Origin of the sequence: Mesorhizobium sp. WSM3866 (assembly GCF_002294795.1) — a bacterium.
GTDB lineage: Bacteria > Pseudomonadota > Alphaproteobacteria > Rhizobiales > Rhizobiaceae > Mesorhizobium.
Genome location: NZ_NSGC01000003.1, coordinates 401,761 through 423,990 on the forward strand (window position 1 = coordinate 401,761; position 22,230 = coordinate 423,990).

General features: G+C 64.2%; 17 protein-coding genes. 6 read left to right on the top strand and 11 right to left on the bottom strand.

Annotation, left to right across the window (positions count from 1 at the left end; genetic code table 11):
- Positions 1-2: 2 nt before the first annotated feature.
- The 5 genes from glgB to CK222_RS10030 all read right to left on the bottom strand — a co-directional run bounded on the left by glgB (position 3) and on the right by CK222_RS10030 (position 8,009).
- Positions 3-2,237: a 1,4-alpha-glucan branching protein GlgB gene (gene glgB / locus CK222_RS10010; RefSeq protein WP_095800243.1), complete on the bottom strand. Its 2,235-nt coding sequence runs from the start codon at positions 2,235-2,237 to the stop codon at positions 3-5.
- Positions 2,238-2,351: 114 nt separating this feature from the next.
- Positions 2,352-4,814, bottom strand: coding sequence for a glycogen/starch/alpha-glucan phosphorylase (locus CK222_RS10015; RefSeq protein WP_067327920.1), 2,463 nt, complete (start codon positions 4,812-4,814; stop codon positions 2,352-2,354).
- 149 nt (positions 4,815-4,963) lie between these two features.
- Positions 4,964-5,746, bottom strand: coding sequence for an ATP-binding cassette domain-containing protein (locus CK222_RS10020; RefSeq protein ID WP_066997791.1), 783 nt, complete (start codon positions 5,744-5,746; stop codon positions 4,964-4,966).
- Positions 5,747-5,748: 2 nt separating this feature from the next.
- Positions 5,749-6,813: an ABC transporter permease gene (locus CK222_RS10025; protein ID WP_066997793.1), complete on the bottom strand. Its 1,065-nt coding sequence runs from the start codon at positions 6,811-6,813 to the stop codon at positions 5,749-5,751.
- A 161-nt stretch (positions 6,814-6,974) separates the two neighbouring features.
- On the bottom strand, positions 6,975-8,009 hold the full coding sequence (locus CK222_RS10030) for a sugar ABC transporter substrate-binding protein (RefSeq protein WP_066998169.1): 1,035 nt from the start codon (positions 8,007-8,009) through the stop codon (positions 6,975-6,977).
- Between the two features lie 212 nt (positions 8,010-8,221).
- On the opposite strand from CK222_RS10030, the gene CK222_RS10035 reads away from it, so the two are divergent.
- From CK222_RS10035 to CK222_RS10050, 4 genes are all read left to right on the top strand, one after another.
- On the top strand, positions 8,222-9,448 hold the full coding sequence (locus CK222_RS10035; protein ID WP_067327919.1) for an ROK family transcriptional regulator: 1,227 nt from the start codon (positions 8,222-8,224) through the stop codon (positions 9,446-9,448).
- A gap of 2 nt (positions 9,449-9,450) precedes the next feature.
- Positions 9,451-9,897: an RbsD/FucU domain-containing protein gene (locus CK222_RS10040; RefSeq protein ID WP_067327918.1), complete on the top strand. Its 447-nt coding sequence runs from the start codon at positions 9,451-9,453 to the stop codon at positions 9,895-9,897.
- Positions 9,894-10,817, top strand: coding sequence for a carbohydrate kinase (locus CK222_RS10045; protein ID WP_095800244.1), 924 nt, complete (start codon positions 9,894-9,896; stop codon positions 10,815-10,817). Before CK222_RS10040 ends, CK222_RS10045 begins: the two co-directional genes overlap by 4 nt.
- Positions 10,818-11,068: 251 nt before the next feature.
- Positions 11,069-12,211: a DegT/DnrJ/EryC1/StrS aminotransferase family protein gene (locus tag CK222_RS10050; protein ID WP_095800245.1), complete on the top strand. Its 1,143-nt coding sequence runs from the start codon at positions 11,069-11,071 to the stop codon at positions 12,209-12,211.
- A gap of 21 nt (positions 12,212-12,232) precedes the next feature.
- On the opposite strand, the gene cysQ is transcribed toward CK222_RS10050, so the two are convergent.
- Genes cysQ through cysD form a run of 3 tightly spaced genes read right to left on the bottom strand, consistent with a single transcriptional unit; the run spans position 12,233 to position 15,874 of the window.
- A complete protein-coding gene (gene cysQ / locus CK222_RS10055; RefSeq protein WP_176477617.1) occupies positions 12,233-13,018 on the bottom strand; it encodes a 3'(2'),5'-bisphosphate nucleotidase CysQ in 786 nt (261 codons plus the stop codon).
- Positions 13,019-13,028: 10 nt separating this feature from the next.
- Positions 13,029-14,966: a sulfate adenylyltransferase subunit CysN gene (cysN, locus tag CK222_RS10060; protein ID WP_176477607.1), complete on the bottom strand. Its 1,938-nt coding sequence runs from the start codon at positions 14,964-14,966 to the stop codon at positions 13,029-13,031.
- Between the two features lie 2 nt (positions 14,967-14,968).
- The gene (gene cysD / locus CK222_RS10065; RefSeq protein WP_095800248.1) at positions 14,969-15,874 is read right to left on the bottom strand and encodes a sulfate adenylyltransferase subunit CysD; all 906 of its coding nucleotides are present in this window, start codon (positions 15,872-15,874) and stop codon (positions 14,969-14,971) included.
- A gap of 454 nt (positions 15,875-16,328) precedes the next feature.
- Between cysD and CK222_RS10070 the strand changes: the two genes are divergently transcribed.
- Both CK222_RS10070 and CK222_RS10075 read left to right on the top strand, forming a co-directional pair.
- Positions 16,329-17,618 carry an O-antigen ligase gene (locus CK222_RS10070; RefSeq protein ID WP_095800249.1) on the top strand — a complete coding sequence of 430 codons (1,290 nt, stop codon included), beginning with the start codon at positions 16,329-16,331 and terminating at the stop codon, positions 17,616-17,618.
- The gene (locus tag CK222_RS10075; protein WP_095800250.1) at positions 17,615-18,532 is read left to right on the top strand and encodes an NAD-dependent epimerase/dehydratase family protein; all 918 of its coding nucleotides are present in this window, start codon (positions 17,615-17,617) and stop codon (positions 18,530-18,532) included. Before CK222_RS10070 ends, CK222_RS10075 begins: the two co-directional genes overlap by 4 nt.
- Positions 18,533-18,537: 5 nt before the next feature.
- Here the strand turns inward: CK222_RS10075 and CK222_RS10080 are convergent, their stop codons facing one another.
- From CK222_RS10080 to CK222_RS10090, 3 genes are all read right to left on the bottom strand, one after another.
- Positions 18,538-19,074 (bottom strand): sugar transferase, encoded by a 537-nt coding sequence (locus CK222_RS10080; RefSeq protein ID WP_280951763.1) that lies wholly within the window; start codon positions 19,072-19,074, stop codon positions 18,538-18,540.
- A gap of 3 nt (positions 19,075-19,077) precedes the next feature.
- Positions 19,078-19,989, bottom strand: coding sequence for a glycosyltransferase family 2 protein (locus tag CK222_RS10085; RefSeq protein ID WP_245432995.1), 912 nt, complete (start codon positions 19,987-19,989; stop codon positions 19,078-19,080).
- An 86-nt stretch (positions 19,990-20,075) separates the two neighbouring features.
- Positions 20,076-22,112, bottom strand: coding sequence for a nucleoside-diphosphate sugar epimerase/dehydratase (locus CK222_RS10090; protein ID WP_176477608.1), 2,037 nt, complete (start codon positions 22,110-22,112; stop codon positions 20,076-20,078).
- Positions 22,113-22,230 lie beyond the last annotated feature (118 nt).

The window sequence follows — 22,230 nt, forward strand, 5'->3', positions numbered from 1 at the left end:
TCCTAAGCTGTCCGGACCTTTGCTCCATCCGCGACGAATTCCAGCATGATCGTCGACAGCGGCGGCAAGAGCATCGTCGCCGACGTGCCGCCCCCTTCCCCGCTCGCCACGATCATGCCGCCATTGCCCATGCCGGAGCCGCCATACTCGGCGGCGTCAGTGTTGATGATCTCGCGCCACTCGCCCGCCTTCGGCAGCGGCACGCGATAGTTCTCGCGCGGCACCGGCGTGAAATTGGAAATGACGGCGATCGGGTTGCCGTCCGGCGCGCTGCGCAGCCAGGCAAAGACCGAATTGTCGCGATCGTCGACGATCAGCCAGGAGAAGCCTTCCGGCTCGCAGTCGCGCGCATGCAGCGCCGGGCGCGAACGATAGAGGTAGTTCAAGTCCCGCACCGCCTGCCGGACGCCGCGGTGCGGGGCGTGCTCCAGCAGATTCCAGTCGAGCGCGCGTTCCTCGCTCCACTCGCGGCGCTGGGCGAATTCCTGGCCCATGAACAGGAGCTTCTTGCCCGGATAACCCCACATGAAGGCGTAGTAAGCGCGCAGCGTGGCGAATTTCTGCCAGTCGTCGCCTGCCATCTTGTGGAGCAGCGTGCCCTTGCCGTGCACGACCTCGTCATGAGAGAGCGGCAGGACGAAATTCTCGGAGAAAGCGTAGACAAGGCCGAAGGTGATGTCGTTGTGATGGTGCTTGCGGTAGATCGGCTCCTTGGAGAAATACTCCAGCGTGTCGTGCATGAAGCCCATGTTCCATTTGAAGCCGAAGCCGAGCCCGCCTTCATGCACCGGCTGCGATACCTTCGGCCATGAGGTCGATTCTTCGGCGATCGTCATCACCCCGGGATGATGGCCGTAAAGCTCCTTGTTCATCTTCTGCAGGAAGCTGACCGCCTGCAAATTCTCGCGCCCGCCTTTCTCGTTGGGGATCCACTCGCCTGACCTGCGCGAATAATCGAGGTAGAGCATCGAGGCGACAGCGTCGACGCGCAAACCGTCGACATGGTATTTTTCGGCCCAGAACAGCGCGTTGTTGACGAGGAACGACACCACCTCGCGGCGGCCGAAATTGTAGATGGCGGTATTCCAGTCGGGGTGAAAACCCTGGCGCGGGTCGGCATGCTCGTAGAGCGCGGTGCCGTCGAACTTCACCAGCCCATGCTCGTCGACGGGGAAATGCGCCGGCACCCAGTCGAGGATGACGCCGACGCCGGCACGATGCGCACCGTCGACGAAGCGGGCGAAGCCATCGGGATCGCCGAAGCGCGCGGTCGGCGCATAAAGGCCGGTCGTCTGGTAGCCCCAGGACGGATCGTAGGGGTGCTCCGAGATCGGAAGGAACTCGATATGGGTGAAGCCGGTTTCGACCACGTAGGGGATCAGCTGCGCGGCGAGCTCGTCCCAGGTGAGGAAGGTGCCGTCATCGCGGCGCTGCCACGAGCCGGCATGGACCTCGTAGATCGAGATCGCCTCGCGCCGCGGATCGGCCTTCTGCCAGAAGCTGCGATGGGCCTCGTCGCCCCATTGATGCGCGATCGGCGGCGCCGTCACCGAAGCGGTCGCCGGGCGCAGCTCGGACTCGAAGGCGAACGGATCGGCCTTGAGGGGCAGGCGCACGCCGTCGGGACCGATGATCTCGAACTTGTAAGGCTGGCCGGCGCCGAGGTCCGGAATGAACAGCTCCCAGATGCCGGTGTCCTTGCGGTCGCGCATGGTGTGCCGGCGGCCGTCCCAGTCGTTGAAGGCGCCAACCACCGAGACGCGCCGGGCATTGGGCGCCCATACCGCGAAATGCACCCCGGTGGCCCCCTCATGCTCGATGATATGGGCGCCGAGCTTGTCGAAGAGCCTCAGGTGTGAGCCCTCCGCCATGTAGTAGTCGTCCATCGGGCCTAGCACCGGGCCGAAGGAATAAGGGTCGGTCAGCCACCAGTCGCCGCCGGCATTCCTCGCGTGATAGCGCAACGGCTGACGCTTGCGGATCGAAAGCTTGCCCTCGAAGAAGCCGGCATCGTTGCTGCGCACGAGTTCCCCGGCTTCCTTGCCGGTGAGCGTATAGGCGGTGACGCATTCGGCATTGGGTACGAAGCAGCGGGCGACTAAGCCCTTGCCGGCCGCGTGCACACCCAGAATTGCAAAGGGATCGCCATGCGTTCCGGCGACAATGGCCGCGACATCGCCGGCTGGCGCCAGTCCGTCCGGCCCGCTTGGTGCAGCGGTCGCGCGCGGCTTCCTCATCAGGCGGCGTCCCTCCCTGGGAACTATTCTGGTTTGTGCATATGTTGGCCAAAACCGCTAGGCACTTTTGGGCGACATGCACGTCCACGTTGTCGGCGGCCTCATGCAATCACATCAGACAGGTACGTTCCAGATTTCTTTCGCGTATTGGCGAATGGTGCGATCGGACGAGAACCAGCCGACGCGGGCGACATTGCGGATGGCGCGCGAGTACCAGTCGGGACTGTTGCGCCAGAGATCGTCGACCTCGCGCTGGCAGGCGGCGTAGGAGTCGAAATCGGCCGCCACCATGAACCAGTCGCTCTGATAAAGGCCGTTCATGAGGTCGCGGTAGCGGTTGGGATCGTCAGGCGAGAAGACGCCGGAGGAGATCGCCGACACCGCCTGCGACAACTCCGGCGAGGACGCGATCACGCCGCGCGGATTGTAGCCGTTGTCGCGGCGTTCGGCGACCTCGGCGGTGGTGAGGCCGAAGATGAAGATGTTGTCGTCGCCGACGCGCTCCTTGATCTCGACATTGGCGCCGTCGAGCGTGCCGATGGTCAAGGCGCCGTTGAGGGCAAACTTCATGTTGCCGGTGCCGGAAGCCTCCATACCGGCGGTCGAGATCTGCTCGGAAAGATCGGCCGCCGGCATCATCACCTCGGCGAGGCTGACATTGTAGTTCGGCACGAACACAACCTTGAGCAGGCCGCGCGTCGAGGGATCGCCGTTGATCACCCGGGCGACGTCGTTGGCCAGTTTGATAATGAGCTTGGCGTTGTGGTAGCTCGGCGCCGCCTTGCCGCCGAAGAATTTAACCCGCGGCATCCAGTCCCGCTCGGGATGCGAGCGGATCTGGTCGTAGAGCGCGATCGCCTCCAGAATGTTGAGCAATTGGCGCTTGTATTCGTGGATGCGCTTGACCTGGATGTCGAACAGCGCTGAAGGATCGAGCCTGATGCCGAGCCGGTCGGCGACCAGGTTTGCAAGCCTCACCTTGTTCTGGCGCTTCACGGCGGCAAACTTCTCGCGGAAAGCGGAGTCGCCGGCAAGAGGATCGAGATCCTTGATCGCTTCGATGTCGTCCATGAAGCGGTTCCCGATCGCTTCGCGGGCAAGCGCGGTCAGGCCGGGATTGCACTGGATCAGCCAGCGCCTGGGCGTGATGCCGTTGGTCTTGTTGTTAATGCGGTCGGGATAGAGCTTGTGGAGATCGGCAAACACCGTCTCCTTCATCAGATCGGTGTGCAGCGCCGAGACGCCGTTGATCGAATGCGAGCCGACGAAAGCGAGATTGCCCATGCGCACGCGGCGGTCGCCATTTTCCTGGATCAGCGAGATGCGGGCGATCTGCTCGCCCGAGAATTTTCCGGTGGCCCGCGCCTCCAGGAGAACCTGGGCATTGATGGCGTAGACGATCTGCATGTGGCGCGGCAACAGACGCTCGAACAGCGGCACCGGCCAGCTTTCCAACGCCTCCGGTAGCAGCGTGTGGTTGGTGTAGGCGAAGGTGCGCTTGGTGATGTCCCAGGCAAGGTCGAAATCCATGCCGTGAACGTCCATCAGAAGCCGCATCAGCTCCGGCACGGCGACGGCCGGATGGGTGTCGTTCAGGTGGATCGCGGCCTTGTCGGGCAACGATCTCAGGTCGCCGTACTGGCTGAGATGCCGCTGGACGATGTCCTGCAGCGAAGCAGTCGAGAAGAAATATTCCTGGCGCAGCCGGAGCTCCTGCCCGGCCATGTGCGAGTCGGCCGGATAGAGAACGCGCGACAGCGCGTCCGCCTTGTTGCTTTCGGCGAGCGCGCCGATGTGGTCGCCGGCATTGAACTTGTCGAGCAGAATCGGGTCGATCGGCATGCCGGACCAGAGCCGCAGCGTGTTGACGCGCTTGGCGCGCCAGCCCGCCACCGGCGTGTCATAAGCGACTGCCAGCACATGCTCATTGGGCCTCCAGACATGGCGCTCCAGGCGGCCGTCCTTTGAGGTGATCGATTCCACGGAGCCGCCGAAGCCGACCTCGAAGGAACGTTCGCGCCGCTCGAACTCCCACGGGTTGCCGTGGTCGAGCCAGGTCTCCGGCAGCTCGACCTGCCAGCCGTCATGGATCTCCTGCCGGAACATGCCATTGGCGTAGCGGATGCCGTAGCCGTGGGCGGGAATATCGACCGTTGCCATGCTTTCCATGAAGCAGGCGGCGAGCCGGCCGAGACCGCCATTGCCGAGGGCTGCGTCCGGTTCAAGGCCGGCGATCAAGTCGAGATCCACGCCGAGCGATGCCAGCGCCTCGCGCATGTTCTCCATCAGGCCGAGATTGGAGAAGGCGTCGCGCATCAGGCGCCCGATGAGGAATTCGAGCGAGAGATAGTAGACGCGCTTTTCCTGCTGGTCGTAGGCTTCCTTGGTCGCCTGGATCCAGTGATCGACGACGCGGTCGCGCACCACCTTGATCGAGGCGGTCAGCCAGTCATATGGCGTTGCGACGGTGGTGTCCTTGCCGACCCGGTACTTGAGCGACATCAGGACTTCCTCGGCGAGCGTCCTGGGATCGGGGTGGTCGAGAGCGGGGGCTTCGATCGTCATGGCGGGTTTCATATCGCCTCTCGTTCGGTTGGCCTGATCATAGCGGCTTTCACCGTTTCTCCTACCCCAGTTTGCCGCGCTGCAGCATATATTGTTAAATCGATTTAGGACGGAGTGTCCATCCGATGCACCTGCGGCCAATTACCATGGTGGGGCGGAGATCAGGCCGCCAGCGCGTCCTCCGGCGGCTTCTTGGCGCCGGTCATGAGCGCGACGGCATCCGACATCGAAATCTGCTTCGGATCGACGACGCATAGACGCCGTCCAAGCCGGTGGATGTGGATGCGATCGGCGACCTCGAAGACATGCGGCATGTTGTGCGAGATGAGCACGATCGGCAGGCCGCGCTTCTTGACGTCGAGGATCAGCTCGAGGACGCGGCGACTTTCCTTGACACCGAGCGCCGCCGTCGGTTCGTCCATGATCACCACCTTCGATCCGAAAGCGGCGGCGCGAGCCACGGCGACGCCTTGGCGCTGGCCGCCCGAAAGCGTCTCCACCGCCTGGCTGATGTTCTGGATGGTCATCAGGCCGAGTTCGGTCAGCTTGTCGCGGGCGCGCTTTTCCATCGCCGGACGATCCAGCATGCGGAACCAGCTGCCGAGCGGACCCGGTTTGCGGATCTCGCGGCCGAGAAACATGTTGTCGGCGATCGACAGCGCCGGCGACAATGCCAGGTTCTGGTAGACGGTCTCGATCCCCGCCTCGCGGGCCTCGATGGGCGATTTGAACTGGACCTGCTTGCCGTCCAGCTCAATCACCCCTTCATCGGGATGCACGGCGCCGGAGATCGCCTTGATGAGCGTCGACTTGCCGGCGCCGTTGTCGCCGATCACGGCCAGGATTTCTCCCGGGTAGAGATCGAAGTCGCAGTTGTTGAGCGCGGTCACGCGGCCGTAGCGCTTGGTCAGACCGCGCGCGGTGAGAACAGCCTGCTGGGTCATGGTTACACCGAAACCTTTCTGATCCACTGGTCGATCGCCACGGCGCCGATAATCAGGACACCGGTGAGCAGCACTTTCCATTGCGGGTCAGCGCCCAGCATGTTGAGGCCCATCGAGACGACGCCGACGATCATGGCGCCGAACAGCGTGCCGAGGATGGAGCCGCGGCCGCCAAAGAGCGAGATGCCCCCGATCACGGTCGCGGTGATCGCTTGCAGATTATAGTCGGTGACGGCGGCGGACGGCGAGATCGAGCCGTTGCGGCCGATCGACACCCAGGCAGCGAAGGCGGCGATCAGACCGGCAAGCGTATAGACGGCCATCAGCACAGACTTGGTCTGGATACCGGAGAGTTTCGCCGCTTCCGGGTCGTCGCCGACGGCATAGACATGGCGACCCCACGCCGTGTGGTTGAGCACATACCACAAGAGCAGCACCAACAGGACCATGGCGATGACGCCGGCCGTCAGCACGGCGGAGCCGACCCTGAAGCTCAGCGCGAAGAGATGCAGCAGCGGCGCCTGAGCGTCGACATCGGCGTCGCGGATCGTCTCATTGGCCGAGTAGATGAAATTGGTGGCCATGACGATGTTCCAGGTGCCCAGTGTCACGATGAAGGGCGGCAATTTCATATAGGCGACCAACAAGCCGTTGAGCATGCCGCAAACCGCGCCTGCGCCAAGCCCAAGCACCACGGCCAGGATTGTCGGCATGCCATAGGTGATGGCGCAGTTGCCCATGACCACCGCCGAGATGACCATCACCACGCCGATCGAAAGATCGATGCCGGCGGTCAGGATGACCAGCGTCTGGGCAGCGCCCAGGATGCCGACGATGGCGATCTGCTGCAGGATCAGCGTCAGCGTGTAGGACGAAAAGAAGCGGCCGCCGATGGCAACGCCAAAGATGATGACCGACAGCACCAGCACGATCAGCGGCACCGCCGCCGGCGTGGAGTGCAGGAAATGCTGGGCGCGCTTGACGAACGACTTGCCGTGCTCGTCGAAGGCCGCGACGCTGCTGTCGCTGCCCGAAAGTACCTTCTCGAATTCCTGAATCTGAGACATGTATCCTCCCGTATGCGCACAGCCTTCTCATTGCTGCGCGCGCCGTCGACGCCTCTTCCGGTCTGTCGCCAGGATTGTCCGCGCTTGACGAAGGCGCATCGTCCACCCGATGCGGCCGGGGATCAAGCCCCCAGCCGCAAGCTTTGTGAACCGTCAGAGCGTCAGCCCCAGCACTTGGCGAGGCCTTCCTTGGTGTCGATCGACTTGACGCCGTTGGCCGGCTTGTCGGTGACGAGATTGACGCCGGTGTCGAAGAAGTTCTTCCCTTCGGTCGGCTTCGGCTTCGTTCCGTCCTTGGCAAATTTGGCGATCGCCTCGATGCCGAGCGCCGCCATCTGCAGCGGGTACTGCTGCGAGGTGGCGCCGATAACGCCCTCGGCAACCGACTTGACGCCCGGGCAGCCGCCGTCGACCGAAACGATCAGCACCTGCTTTTCCAGACCGACGGCCTTGAGCGCCTGGTAGGCACCGACTGCGGCCGGCTCGTTGATGGTGTGGATGACGTTGATGGTGTTGTCCTTTTGCAGGAGGTTCTCCATCGCCTTGCGGCCGCCTTCCTCGTTGCCGTTGGTCACGTCGTGGCCGACGATGCGCGGATCGTCTTCGTCGCCGATCTTGTTGGGATCCTTCACGTCGATGCCGTAGCCCATCATGAAGCCCTGGTCGCGCAGAACGTCGACGGTCGGCTGGGAAGGAGTGAGGTCGAGGAAGCCGATCTTGGCGTCCTTGGCCTTGTCGCCGAGCGTGGCGGCGGCCCAGGCGCCGATCAGCTTGCCGGCCTCCAGATTGTCGGTGGCGAAGGTCGCATCGGCAGCGTCGATCGGATCGAGCGGCGTGTCGAGGGCGATCACCAGCAGGCCGGCGTCACGCGCCTTCTTCACCGTCGGCACGATGCCCTTGGTGTCAGAGGCGGTGATCAGGATGCCCTTGGCGCCGTCGGCAATGCAGCTCTCGATCGCCGCGACCTGGCTCTCGCTGTCGCCGTCGATCTTGCCGGCATAGGTCTTCAGGTCGACGCCGAGTTCCTTGGCCTTGGCGGTGGCGCCTTCCTTCATCTTGACGAAGAAGGGATTGGTGTCGGTCTTGGTGATCAGGCAGGCGCCGACGCCCGCAGCCGATGCGGACGAGGCGAATGCGAGCAGGCCCAGCCCGGCCGCCGCGAATACGGTGGACTTCAGCAGCGATTTCTTGGTCACGATTTCCTCCCAATGGAACCATTCCGGACGCCGGCCAACCCGGCGCCTCGAGCGCATCCAACCATTTTTCCCAGCGTGGACGCCACCCCAAAAGACACCAGTCCGCATCATCTGTCAATAATTAAATCACTCTTATTTATTATTGACAGACTTGCGCTGTTCACTCATTCTGAACGAAAAGCCAGTGTGGGGAAACCGACGGGAGGAACAGGGTGGAGACCGGCATTGCGAGGCACGGTTCGCCCGAGGCTCTGGAGAGCCGGCTGCATCGCGGCACGAACCAGAGCGGCATGCGCGACCACAATGAAAGGCTGGTGCTGTCACTGGTGCGCCAGCATGGCAGCCTCGCCAAATCCGACATCGCGCGCATGACCGGGCTGTCGGCCCAGACGGTATCCGTCATCATGCGGGAGCTGGAAGAGGACAAGCTGCTCGTGCGCCAGGCGCCGCTGCGCGGCAAGATCGGCCAGCCGTCGATCCCGATGGCGCTCAATCCGGAAGGAGCTTTCTTCATCGGTCTCAAGATCGGCCGCCGCAGCGCCGAGCTGGTGCTGATCGACTTCCTCGGCAATGTGCGATCGATGCTGCAGAATTCCTATCGTTATCCGGCGCCGCGCGAGACGGTGGAGTTCGTCGGCGCTGGGATCAAACAAATGCGCGGCGAGCTGACACCGGCGCAGGACAAGCGCATCGCCGGGCTCGGGATCGCCATGCCGTTCGAGCTTTGGAGCTGGGCCGACACAGCCGGCGCGCCGCGCGAGATCATGGATGAATGGCGCCATCGCGACATCCGCGCCGACATCCAGTCCCAATGCGACTTTCCGGTCTATCTGCAGAACGATGCCACGTCCGCTTGCGGGGCAGAGCTCGTCTTCGGCCAGGCAGGCGCGGCGCGCGACTTCGTCTATTTCTATATCGGCGCCTTTGCCGGCGGCGGCATCGTGCTCAACGGCCGCCTGTTCGGCGGGCCGACCGGCAATGCCGGCGCCCTGGGTTCGATGCCGGTGCCCGGGCCGGACGGCAAGCCGACACAGCTTATCGATGTCGCCTCGATCGCCATGCTGGAAAAGGCGCTGAGCGCCAAGGGCATCGACGGCTCCTATCTGTGGACCTCGCCGCAGGAATGGGGCGAGATCGGCGCCGAGCTCGACGACTGGATCGCAAGTGCTGCACAAGCGCTGGCCTATGCGATCGTTGCCGCCTCGTCGGTCATCGATTTCGAGGCCGCGGTGATCGACGGCTGGATGCCGCTCGACGTGCGGCGGAGGCTTGTCGATGCGGTGACGGACGCGATCAGCGGTATCGACGCCGAGGGGCTGAAGCTGCCGGTCGTACGCGAAGGAACAGTCGGCATCCATGCGCGGGCGCTTGGCGGCGCAAGCCTGCCGCTTTCCGAACGCTTCCTGATCGGACCGACGACGATTTCCAGGAGCGCCTGACCATGCTGATCGGCATTCCGTCGCTGCTCGGCCCGCAGCTTCTGGCGACGCTCAGGGCCATGGGCCATGGCGACGAGATCGCCATCGTCGACGGCAATTATCCGGCCGAGGAACAGGCGCGCAGGCTGATCCGCGCCGACGGCCATGCCGTCATTCCGGTGCTGGACGCCGTTTTGAGCGTGCTGCCGGTGGATGCGGCGGTGCCGGAGGCCCTGTTCCGCGCCTCGGTCAAAGGCGATCCGGCGCTCGCCGATCCCGTGCATCACGAGATGGAAGCGGTCTGCGCCAAACGCGCGCCGGGGCACAAGGTGATTGCGCTGGCGGGGGCCGACTTCTATGCACGCGTCAAGGCCGCGCATGCGATCGTCGCGACCAGCGAACCCAGGCTTTATGCCAACATCATCATCCGTAAGGGCGTGATCCATCCGCCGGAAACCGAGACACAATGATCCTCTGCTGTGGCGAAGCCCTGATCGACATGCTGCCGCGCACGACAGCGGAAGGCGAAGCGGCCTTCGCGCCTTATGTCGGCGGAGCGGTGTTCAACACGGCGGTCGCGCTCGGACGGCTGGGCGCTCCGGCAGGCTTCTTCTCAGGTCTCTCCTCCGACCTGTTCGGCGGCCAGCTCCGCGAGGCGCTGGGAGCCAGCAAGGTGAGCTCGACCTATGCGCACACCTCGCCCAAGCCGACCACGCTCGCCTTCGTGCGGCTCACCGATGGCCAGGCGAGCTATACGTTCTACGACGAGAACACCGCCGGGCGCATGCTCGCCATCGAGGACCTGCCGAAGCTCGGCGCCGAGATCGAGGCGATGCTGTTCGGCGCGATCAGCCTGATCTCGGAACCGGCGGGATCGGCCTATGAGGAGTTCATGCGGCGCGAGCACAACAGCCGGGTGATGATGCTCGACCCCAACATCCGGCCGAACTTCATTCCGGACAAGGCCAAGCATCTGAGGCGCATCCGCAAGATGATGGCGATGGCCGACATCGTCAAACTGTCGGACGAAGACCTCAACTGGTTCGACGAAGCGGGCTCGCACGAGGAGGTCGTGCGCAACTGGCTTGACCGCGGTCCCAGGCTGATCGTCGTCACCCATGGCAGCGAAGGCGCCGTCGGCTACAGCAGGGAGCACAAGGTCACGGTGGTGCCGCGGAAGGTGAAGGTGGTCGACACCGTCGGCGCGGGCGACACCTTCAATGCCGGCATCCTTGCCTCGCTGCACGAGCAGGGTCTGCTCACCAAAGCAGCGATCGGCGGCCTCTCGGAGGAAGCCATCCGCAGCGCGCTGGAGCTTGGCGCCAAGGCAGCCGCGGTGACGGTATCTCGGGCCGGCGCCAACCCGCCATGGCGGCACGAAATCGCCTGATCGGCTGACCGGTCTCGCCAGCGGCCCGTGCCCGAGCGATCACTTTATGTTTCGAAGGGCCGGAACAGCGCGACAAGAGCCGCTTCGAATACGCTTGGAAGCCCGGATTTCCGGCTTCTTCTGGCAATGCGCAGGCAAAAACGGTAACAGGCTGCGACACTTGCGCAATTCGCCCTGGCCATGGGCGGCTTTTTCAGCCGTGGCAAGTCTGGTACCAGCGGGCCGGTTTACTGGCAGCTTCTGAGGCCGACATGCAGTTCATCGATCTTGGCGCGCAGCGCGAACGAATCCGCGACCGGCTGAAGGCCGCGATCGACACGGTGGTCGAAGACGGCCGTTACATCCTCGGCCCGCAAGTCGCAGAATTCGAGAACAAGCTCGCGGCTTACGTCGGCGTCAAGCATGTGGTGGCCTGCGCCAACGGCACCGATGCGCTGCTTCTGCCGCTGTTTGCGGCCGGCATCGGTCCGGGCGATGCCGTGTTCGTGCCAAGCTTCACCTTCGCCGCGACGGCCGAAGTGGTGGCGCTCGCCAAGGCCGAGCCTGTCTTCGTCGACGTCGATCCCGACACCTACAACATCGATGTCGCCAGCCTCGAGGCGGCGATCGACATGATCAAGAAGCAAGGAAGGCTGAAGCCGAAGGCGATCATCCCGGTCGACCTGTTTGGACTTGCCGCCGGCTACGAGGCGATCACGGCGATCGCAAAGCGCGAGAGCCTGCTGGTGATCGAGGACGCCGCCCAGTCGATGGGCGGCTCGGCCGACGGCACGATGTGCGGCGCCTTCGGCCATGTCGGCTCGACCAGCTTCTATCCGGCCAAGCCGCTCGGCTGCTACGGCGACGGCGGCGCGATGTTCACCAACGATGCTGCGCTCGCCGACAAGCTGCGCTCCTTCGCCTTCCACGGCAAGGGCGAGACGCAGTACGACAACATCCGCGTCGGCATCAATTCGCGCCTCGATACGCTGCAGGCGGCGATCCTGATCGAGAAGCTCGCCATCCTCGAGGAAGAGATGGTGGCCCGCCAGGCGGTCGCCGACCGTTACGCCAATGGGCTTGGCGACATCGTCAAGGCATCACGCAATCTCGGCCACGGCCGCTCGGCCTGGGCACAATATGCCATCGAGACGCCGAAACGCGACGGGTTGAAGGCGCATCTCAGCGAAAAAGGCATCCCGTCGGTCATCTATTACGTGAAGCCGCTGCACGAACAAATCGCCTACCGCGACTATCCGCGTACGCCGACCGGTCTTGCGGTTTCGGAAAAGCTGCCGAAGCAGATCCTCTGTCTGCCGATGCACGCCTATCTCAGCGAAGCCGACCAGGACGAGATCATCGAGACGATCCGCAATTATATCGGCTCCAACTCGGCGCAGGTCGCGGCTGCCTGATCTCGGCCCTTGAGCGGGAGATTAAACCTCCACGCCCTTCCCCGTCGCAATGAAATACGGGTTGGCAAAATCCGTGTCAGTGGCCTGGTTGCGTTTGCCGTAGACGAGCGGCTGGCCGTCCAGCGTGCGGGTCATGCCGCCGGCGGCGCGCAGCACCGCATCGCCAGCGGCCGTGTCCCATTCCATGGTGCGGCCGAAGCGCGGATAAACGTCGGCCTCGGCGGCGGCGAGCAGGCAGAATTTCAGCGACGAGCCTATCGAGACGATTTCGGTGGCGCCGAGATCGCGGATGAAGGCTTCGGTTTCCGGCGTGTTGTGCGAGCGGCTGGCGACGACGGCGAGCGGCGTGCCGCCTGCCCGCACGGTGATTGGCCGACGGCCGGCGATACGATAGTCGCCGTCGACGTCGATCGCTTCCGCCGTCCCCGCCCGACCGGAGAAGAAACGTCCTGTGCAAGGCGCGAACACGACGCCGACTTCCGGCACGCCGTGGCGCACCAGCGCAATGTTGACGGTGAAATCGGTGCGGCGGTTGACGAATTCCTTGGTGCCGTCGAGCGGATCGACGAGGAAGAAGGCATGGTCGAGGTCGGGCGTGGCAATACCCGCCGCAACCTCCTCCTCGGCGACGCAAGGGATGTCCGGATAAGCGGCGCGCAGGCCGGCCAGGATAATCTTTTCGCTTTCGCGATCGGCTTCCGTCACCGGCGAAGAGTCGGACTTGCTGTCGACGGCGCAGCCTTCGTGGAAAACGCGCATCACCGCGCGGCCGGCATGGAGCGCGAGGCGCTCGAACACGCCAAGCATTGCCGCGTCGTCAGATGCCGCCGCCATCGTCATACTGCTCTTCGGCAACGTCGCGCTCCGTCAGCCAGTGTTCCAGGGCTTCCGCCATCTCCTCGGGCGTCCTGCCGAGAGTCTCGAGGTGGATCTCGGGGTTCTCCGGCGTCTCGTAGGGAGAATCGACGCCGGTGAAGTTCTTGATCTCGCCGCTCAAGGCGCGGGCGTAAAGGCCCTTTGGGTCGCGGCGGGCGCATTCCTCGAACGGCGTGTCGACGAACACCTCTACGAATTCCCCCTCGCCCATCAGCTCGCGCGCCATGCGCCGCTCGGCGCTGAAGGGCGAAATGAACGAGACGATGACGATCAGGCCAGCATCGGCCATCAGCTTGGCCACTTCGGCGACGCGGCGGATGTTTTCGACCCGATCCGCGTCGGTGAAGCCGAGATCGCGGTTGAGGCCGTGGCGGACATTGTCGCCGTCGAGGATGTAGGTGTGGCGGCCGGACGCGAACAGCTTCCTCTCGAAAAGATTTGCGATCGTCGACTTGCCGGAACCGGACAGACCGGTGAACCAGAACACCGCCGGGCGCTGGTTCTTCAGGTCGGAGCGGCCGCGCTTGCCGACGTCGAGCGATTGCCAATGGATGTTCTCGGCGCGGCGCAGCGAATGCAGGATCATCCCGGCGCCGACGGTGGCGTTGCTGATGCGGTCGATCAGGATGAAGGCGCCGGTCGTGCGGTTCTCGGCGAAGGGATCGAAGGCGATCGGCGCCCGGGTCGACAGATTGCACACCCCGACCTCGTTGAGGTCGAGGGACTTCGCCGCTTCATGCGCGAAATCGTTGACGTTGACGCGGTATTTCAGATCGGTGACGGTCGCGCTCACCTGATCGGTTTCGGTGCGCAGGATATAGGACCGGCCGGGCAGCAGGGCCTGCTCGTCGAACCAGACCAGATTGGCGGCGAACTGGTCGGCGACCTGCGGACGTGCGGCCAGCGATACCAGCATGTTGCCGCGCGAAACCTCGACCTCGTCCTCGAGGACGAGCGTGATGGCCTGGCCGGCAACAGCCTGCTCAAGGTCGCCGCCATGCGCGACGATGCGCTTGACCCGGGAGGCCCTGCCCGACTTGGCGACCACGACCTCGTCGCCTTTGGAAACGGAACCGGATGCAATGGTTCCGGCAAAGCCGCGAAAATCGAGATTGGGACGGTTCACATACTGGACGGGGAAGCGAAACGGCAATTCGATCGCCGCCTCGTCGACGGACACGGTTTCCAGATGCTCGATAAGCGACGGCCCGGAATACCAGGGCGTTCGCTCCGAGCGGCTGGTGACATTGTCGCCGAAGCGCGCCGACATCGGAATCGGCACGATACTGTTGAAGCCTAGGCTTTGCGCGAAGTCGCCGTAGTCGGCGACGATCCGGTCGAACACGGTCTTGTCGAAGCCGACGAGGTCGATCTTGTTGACGGCAAGGACGATGTGGCGGATGCCAAGCAGCGAGGCGATGATCGAATGGCGCCGGGTCTGGCGCAGCACGCCCTGGCGCGCATCGATCAGCACGATGGCGAGGTCGGCGGTCGAAGCGCCCGTCGCCATGTTGCGCGTGTATTGCTCATGGCCGGGCGTGTCGGCGACGATGAACTTGCGCTTCGGGGTGGCGAAGAAGCGGTAGGCGACGTCGATTGTGATGCCCTGCTCGCGCTCGGCCTCCAGCCCGTCGACGAGCAGCGCGAAGTCGATGTCGTCGCCGGTGGTGCCGTGCTTACGAGAATCGTTCTCCAACGCGGCGAGCTGGTCCTCGAAAATCTGCTTGGTATCGGACAGCAGCCGGCCGATCAGCGTCGACTTGCCGTCGTCGACCGAGCCGCAGGTGAGAAAGCGCAGCAGCGATTTCTTTTCCTGCGCGGCCATGTAGTCGCGGATCGAATCGGTCGGGGCGAGGCTCGTGGCCAGGATGTGGCGCATGCTCAGAAATACCCCTCGCGCTTCTTCTTTTCCATGGAACCTGCCTCGTCGCGGTCGATGAGGCGGCCCTGGCGCTCGGAGGTGCGGGCGGTCAGCATCTCGCCGACGATGGCTTCGAGCGTGTCGGCATCCGATTCTATGGCGCCCGTCAGCGGATAGCAGCCCAGCGTGCGGAAGCGCACGAGACGGTTCTCGATCTTCTCGCCGGGGCGCAGTTGCATGCGGTCATCGTCCTTCATGATGAGCATGCCGTCGCGTTCGACGACCGGCCGCTCCTTGGCGAAATAGAGCGGCACGATCGGGATGTCCTCCTGCAAGATATACTGCCAGATGTCGAGCTCGGTCCAGTTGGACAGGGGAAAGACGCGGATCGATTCACCCGGCGCGATCCGGGTGTTGAAGATCTTCCACATTTCCGGCCGCTGGTTCTTGGGATCCCAGGCATGCTGGGCATTGCGGAAGGAAAATATGCGCTCCTTGGCGCGCGACTTCTCCTCGTCGCGACGGGCGCCGCCGAAGGCTGCGTCGAAGCCGTGTTTGTCGAGCGCCTGGCGCAGCGCCACCGTCTTCATCACATGGGTGTGGGTGTTCGAGCCGTGATCGAAGGGGTTGATGCCGTCGCGCACCCCGTCTTCGTTGACATGAACAAGCAGGTCGAAGCCGAGCTTCTGCGCCATCTGATCGCGAAAGGCGATCATCTCACGGAACTTCCAGGTCGTGTCGACATGCAGGAAGGGAAATGGCGGCTTGGCGGGATAGAAGGCCTTCATCGCCAGATGCATCAGCACCGAGGAATCCTTGCCGACCGAATAGAGCATCACCGGCTTGGCGAAAGAGGCCGCAACCTCACGGAAGATGTGGATGGATTCGGCCTCTAGCCGCTGCAGATGGGTGAGCGCGATATTCATAAGCTATTGAGCGTTCTTTCGTGCCGGCCAGGCCTTGCAGCAGGCGATTGGCGCGGTTTGCTAAAACAGCCCGTCAAGCCCTGGACACTTGTCGCGGGCGTTCTAGCAGATCGCCATCGCCCATAACAATGCAAGACCCGCGCCGGGCACAGCGCTTTGGGAATGAATTTTCCAAGTGAGCTTGATAAGTCGGAAAATTCTCCCAGACAAGCCGAGCAATTGAAAGGGGCCGAACAAACCTATTTGCTTCGATCGGCTAGGTTGACTTCCAAGAGCTTTCGTCCACGCCGCCGATTTTTGGCTGGACATCCTTCGGTCGCCCTATCGGAGATCGGAGCCAGCCGCTATACCGGCGCGGGAGCGGGCGAGGCGCGGCAGAACGGGATCGGTCAAAGCCAATTGTTCGGTCCCCCGGCGGGTCTGCGCACAACCTGGAAGATTGCGAAGCAAGACATTGAACCCGTTTACATCGCTTCGGCGGCATCTCACGCCGACACAGATCAACATCTATTTCTCGATCGTCTGCTTCTTCTCGCCGCCCGTGCTGGGATCGGTGGTCAGCTTCGTTTTCAACGGCGGCGCGCTCTGGTCCGTATTTCTGCTCGCCATCAGACGGCGGCGGTTCAACATCGACCGGTCGATGCTTGCCATGACGGTGGCGATCTGTGCCTATTGCGCGGCCATCGTCCTTGCTTCGATCGTCAACGGCACGCTGGCGGCGGATCTGCGGTTGTTCCTGCCGCTGATCACTTTCCTCTTCTTTCCGATCTCCTATTCGACCTGGAGCATCACGGAAAAGACCGTGCTTGTACGCATCGTCGTGCTGGCGAGCGCCGCGGCATGTTTCGGCGCGCTGCTGCTCGCCGTCGTTCAGTATTACTGGATCGGCACCAGGGCCGAAGGCGGTGCCGGGAATGCCATCGTATTCGCGACGGTGACCTGCCTGGCCGCGGCGATGAGCCTCGCAGGCGCGCTGTCGGGGATCGAAAAGCGCTGGAAGCTGCTGACTCTCGCTGCGCTGTCGGGCAGCTTGGCGGTGCTTTATTCGGGCTCCCGCATCATCTGGCTGGCGCTGCTGCTGGCGGGCATCGCCGTGCTCTCGATCAACCGGCGCCGGCTCAGCGGGTTGAAACTCGCGCGCATTGCGCTGATTGCCGGCGGCGCCTGCCTGCTGCTCGCCGCGATCGCGTTTCCCGTCATTGCCAATCGCGCTGACTTCCTTTTCAGCGACTTGGATGCGCTCACCACCAAGAACGACCATACGACGGCGCTTGGACTGCGGGTGGCGATGTGGGAGATCGGCACGAAGGCGTTTCACGAGGCTCCGATTTTCGGACATGGCATCACAGGCAGCCGGGCGCTGATGAAACAGGGTTTTCACGATCAATTTGGCATGGACGCGGGCTACAACCATTACCATAGCGGTTTTCTGACCGCGGCGGTGCAGGCCGGTTTGTTAGGGGCGTTCGCCTTGGCGGCGATCTTCGTCGTCGCGGCCTGGAACGCGGCAAGAGCGCTGCTCCGCAGCGCCGGCCCAGCGGAACGGTTCGGCGCAACGATGATCATCGTCACGGTCGTCACCTATCTCATAGGCGGGCTGACCGGTATCCTGGTCGGTCAGGACCTTCTCGATTCGACGCTGATGGTGTTCCTGGTTTCGGGAACCTACCTGGCTTGCGGACGAACGGTGCCGCCGACCGGCAAGAGCGCAGCCATTCCTTCGGCCGCCGGCCGGCGAACATGAAGGTCCTGGTCACCGGGGCGACGGGGCTGATCGGACGCCAGGTGACCGGCCGGCTGCGTCAGGCCGGCTTCGACATACGCATTGCGTCCCGCCGGCCAGAACGACTGCAGGCTGCGGGCGAGGTCTTTGCGCTGCCTGGCGCCGATGCGCCGGACGACGCCTTCCTGGCACCGATGCGCGGCGTGAGCCATGTCGTCCACTGCGCGGCGCTGAACAACGATCGGAACGCCAGCGACGCCGACTACCAGGCCGCCAATGCGATGCTGACCGCGCGGCTGGCCAAGGCCGCGGCTGCAGGTTGCGGCGGGCGCTTCATCTATCTTTCCTCGATCCGGGCCGTGGCGGGTCCCGGCTTCAGCGGCACGATCAACGAGGCGATGGCCCCTGCCCCGCAATGCGCCTATGGCCGCTCCAAGCGGGAAGGCGAGATCAGGATGATCGAGGCTTACGCCGGACGCCCGGATGCCACGGCACTGCGCCTGCCGCCCGTCTATGGGGAGAGCATGAGGGGCAACATGGCAGCGCTGATGCGGCTTGCCGACACCGCCCTGCCGCTGCCGACCGGCGTGCTGGCGGGTGTGCGCTCTCTGATCGCGTCCGACACCGCGGCGGGCGCGGTGCTGCACCTTGTCAGCCGTCCGGGACCGCTCCACCCGGCCTATGTCGCGGGCAACGCAGCTCCGCTGGCGATGTCCGAAATCATTGCCGCGTTCCGGCTTGGTTTCGGCCGTCCGCCGCGGCTTGTTCCCATGCCTGCGATGGCGCTGCGGCTGGCGGCAAGGCTGCTCGGCAGGCAGGCATCATGGCAAGCCTTGACCGCGACCCAGGTCTGCGATCCGTCACTGCTGGCCGCGGAAGGTTGGATGCCGGAAACCGATACGCTCGGCCGGCTTGAGGAACTGGCGCGAAAGTAGGCCGCTCAGGCCCGGTAGAATGTCCCCAGCAATATTTTGAGGTCGAGGCCGATCGAAGCGGCCTTCAGATAGGCAGCGTCGGTTTCGGCGCAGAGTTTCGGATCGGACATGTCGATGCCCTTGATCTGCGCCAGCCCGGTGATGCCCGGAAGCGCCGAAAGCACGCCCAGCCGGCGCCGGTGGCCGATCAGCTCCGTTTGCGTCGGCAGGCACGGACGGGGACCGACAAGGCTCATCTCGCCCTTGAGCACATTCCAGAGCTGCGGCAGCTCGTCGATCTTGGTCGCGCGCAGCACCCTGCCCACCGCGGTGACCGACCCGGCAGGCGCCTCGTGCGTGGGCAAGGACGGAGTGTTGCGATGCATGGTGCGCAGCTTGTGGCAGGCAAAGACAGCGCCGCCGCGCCCGACGCGCGGCTGCGAAAAGATGGCCGGTCCGGGCGATGTCGCCCTGACCGCCAGCATGGCGATCAGCACAACAGGCGACGTAACCGCCAGCATGACGGCCGCGATAGTCAGGTCGAAAGCCCGCTTTGCCGTCACGGCTCAGATCCGCCGCCAAAGAAAGGCAAGGTAGAGGCCGAGCGTGCCCATCAGGGTCTGCCGGTAGACGCCGCTTTTGCCGAGCAGGCTGAAGCGCCTGAGAGCACTGCCCTTGCGCGCCCTGATGAAGAGGCGAAGGCAGCGTGCTGCATCGCGTGTGACGAGGTCGCGGTTGGCGGCAAGGCCTCTGAGATTGCTGTCCGTCCAGGTGGCGAACTGGCCCTGGAACAGCCGCCCGAGCCTCGAAAGCCTTGCCCTCCACGAGACGTTGGCGCCGACCAGGTTCGCCCCGTGCTGCCGGTATCTGACCAGCGGCCGCGGCTCGTAGCGGACCTTGCCGCCGGCAGCGGTCACGACGAGATAGGCCCACCAGTCATGGCTGACGAATTCGGTTCTTGCCGATGCCTTCGCCAGGAGGTCGCGCGCCGCGCGGTTGAAGAGCATGGTGTTGCCGCCGGCGATGCTCTGCACCAGGGCGTTGCGGAAGGATGGCGGGCGCCGGAAAAGCGGCGAATGGCCGGCCGGGACGCCGGTCTCGGAAATGGTCGCCGTGCGCGAGCAGAACAGGAGCGGCATTGCCATATCCTGTGTCTCCATCCAGCGAATGGCGCTCTCCAGCCGGTCCGGCTCCCAGACATCGTCCTGGTCGCAAAAGGCGTAGTAATCGGCATCGACGCGCGGCTCGATGATCATCGAGCGGAAGTTGGCGGCGAAGCCGTTTCGCGGGCCCTGCACCAGCGTAAGGGAGCCCTTGTTCCAGCGGGACCGCCACGCATCGAGGATCGCGAGCGTGGCGTCCGTCGAGCCGTCGTCGGAAACCCAGAGATCGACATGGGGCCATGATTGGTCGAGCAAGGATTGCAACTGATCGCCGATATAGGCGGCGCCATCCCTCGTGCCCATGAGAACGGCCACGCGCTGATCTTTTCCGGTCACTGCTTCAGAACCCGCAGGGCATTCGAACAGGCTTCAATAGCCAATTGCGGGAGGGCGGCACAGGCCTAACCGATCTGTCCGGCCGCTTTCGGCACCGCCCGCTGTGGCGCGCCGCCAATGCCTTGCCCTGCCCGGTAGAGCCCGGCCAGGATCGCGAGCGCCGCGGCCTTGTCCTGGTCCCGTATGGCGGCCACCAGCGCCGGCAGCGCGGCCTCGATCCTCGGCCACTCGACGACGTCGGTCCTCAGGCCGAAGATCTTGGCGATGTCGAGCTTGACGACCTCCTCGCTTTCGCCATGCAGAGCCTCGTGCAGCTTCTCGCCGGGCCTGATGCCGGTGAAGCGGATCGGAATGTCGGTATAGGGGCTTTTGCCCGCCATGCGGATCATGGTTTCGGCAACTTCGAGGATCGGCACGGGCTTGCCCATGTCGAGCATGTAGATGGCGTAGTCGTCCCTGCCCTGGCGCCGCTCGGCATCGGCGGCCGACATGATGACGAGATCGACGGCCTCGGCCACCGTCATGAAATAGCGCGTCATGCGCCGGTCGGTGATGGTGACAGGCCCGCCTGCCTCGATCTGCGCCTGGAAGATGGTCGCCACCGAGCCGTTGGAGCCGAAGACATTGCCGAAGCGCACGGCGATGAATTTGGTGCCGGGACGACGCACAGTTGAGGTGCCGGCATGGCGGCCGTTCAGCCCGCCGGCAGGGAAAGGCGACGGCGCGGCGTGCGTTTCATGCAGCGAGGAGACGATCTGCTCGGCCGCGCGCTTGGTGACGCCAAGCACCGAGCTCGGGTCGACGGCCTTGTCGCTGGAAATGAGCAGGAACTGCGGCACCCCGCATTCGGCCGCGACCTCGGCGCAGGCGAGCGTGCCGAAGACATTGGTCTCGATCGCCGCTTCCCAGTTCTCTTCCAGAAGCGGCACATGCTTCAGCGCCGCGGCGTGAAAGATGATCGCGGGTTTGAACTCGCTGACGAGGCGCATCATGTGCGGCCGGTCGGTGACATCGACGATGCGGCTGGCCAGCCGGTCGCGGTCTTTCTCGTCGATGATCTGATCGAGCTGGAAGATGCCGAATTCGGAATTGTCGGCCACCAGCACCGCCTCGGCGCCGAGCTCCAGCGCGCGCTTGACCAGCACACGGCCGATGGAGCCGGCCCCGCCGGTGACCAGCACGCGCTTGCCGCCGACGAAGACGCCGATGCGCGCGATGTCGGTGGCGACCGCCGAACGGCGCATGATGGTTTCCATCTCGACGGCATCGAGAACCAGCTTGCCGCCCTGCCCCAGCTCCGAAAGACCGGAGAACTGGACGACGGCGATGCCGCTGTGGCGGGCGACGCGCACCAGCTCGGCATAGTCCTCGATCTCGCGCTCGACCCCCTTGCCGAAGATCAGGAGGTCGAGGTTTTCCGTGCCCTTGACATACTCTTCCAGCACCTCGACCAGACGCGGCCGCAGCGCCACGACCGGAACGCCCTGGATCTGCGTACCGAGCGGCGCGCCGGCCTCCGTAGCCATGATGCCGGCAATGGCATATTCGGCCGGCACCGCCGTGCGGGTGAAGCGGACGATCACGTCGGCCTCGCTCAGCCGGCCGATGAACAGCGCCTGCTTGATCGACGCATCGCCGGCGGCGCGGCGCAGGATGCGCCAGGACGCGCCGTCGCGCAGGAAACGATAGTAGAGCCTGGGTGCCGAAATGATGGTGAAGGAGACCAGAAAGAAGACGATGAACTGGCGCTCGTTGAGACCGGCGACCGGCTGGAAAAAGGAGCGGTAGGCAATCGAAGCCAGATAGAGAACCCCCGTCAGGCTGCCGCAGCCCTTCAGGATGTTGAAAAAGTCGGGCGTTGAGGCAAAGCGCCAGACGGTGCTGTAGAGGCCGCAGGTGCGAAACAGGAGATGGGCAAGGAGCACGATCAGCGCCCAGCAGGCCAGCCCGCCGGAGGAGAACGCATCGAAGGAAAGCCGCGACTGCGAGAGCGTGAGGCTGAGCGCCACCGCGATCAGGACCATGACGAGGTCCTGGACCATGATGATGGCGCGCCGCATCTTCGGTCGGAGGCCCGATACGGCTTCTACATAGGCGGTCATTGGGTAGTACTGAACTCCAGGCGCGGGAATACTATCAGAGCGGCGCGGGACAGAACACCGTCCCTCGCCACTCCAGATTGCAAATCCCCAACCCCGTCACCGGTTATGGCATTAGCGC

Coding starts and splice junctions, on each gene's coding strand:
- glgB (WP_095800243.1), bottom strand. CDS start 2,237: ATGAGGAAGCCGCGCGCGACCGCTGCACCAAGCGGGCCGGACGGACTG.
- CK222_RS10015 (WP_067327920.1), bottom strand. CDS start 4,814: ATGAAACCCGCCATGACGATCGAAGCCCCCGCTCTCGACCACCCCGAT.
- CK222_RS10020 (WP_066997791.1), bottom strand. CDS start 5,746: ATGACCCAGCAGGCTGTTCTCACCGCGCGCGGTCTGACCAAGCGCTAC.
- CK222_RS10025 (WP_066997793.1), bottom strand. CDS start 6,813: ATGTCTCAGATTCAGGAATTCGAGAAGGTACTTTCGGGCAGCGACAGC.
- CK222_RS10040 (WP_067327918.1), top strand. CDS start 9,451: ATGCTGATCGGCATTCCGTCGCTGCTCGGCCCGCAGCTTCTGGCGACG.
- CK222_RS10045 (WP_095800244.1), top strand. CDS start 9,894: ATGATCCTCTGCTGTGGCGAAGCCCTGATCGACATGCTGCCGCGCACG.
- CK222_RS10050 (WP_095800245.1), top strand. CDS start 11,069: ATGCAGTTCATCGATCTTGGCGCGCAGCGCGAACGAATCCGCGACCGG.
- cysQ (WP_176477617.1), bottom strand. CDS start 13,018: ATGCTTGGCGTGTTCGAGCGCCTCGCGCTCCATGCCGGCCGCGCGGTG.
- cysN (WP_176477607.1), bottom strand. CDS start 14,966: ATGCGCCACATCCTGGCCACGAGCCTCGCCCCGACCGATTCGATCCGC.
- cysD (WP_095800248.1), bottom strand. CDS start 15,874: ATGAATATCGCGCTCACCCATCTGCAGCGGCTAGAGGCCGAATCCATC.
- CK222_RS10075 (WP_095800250.1), top strand. CDS start 17,615: ATGAAGGTCCTGGTCACCGGGGCGACGGGGCTGATCGGACGCCAGGTG.
- CK222_RS10090 (WP_176477608.1), bottom strand. CDS start 22,112: ATGACCGCCTATGTAGAAGCCGTATCGGGCCTCCGACCGAAGATGCGG.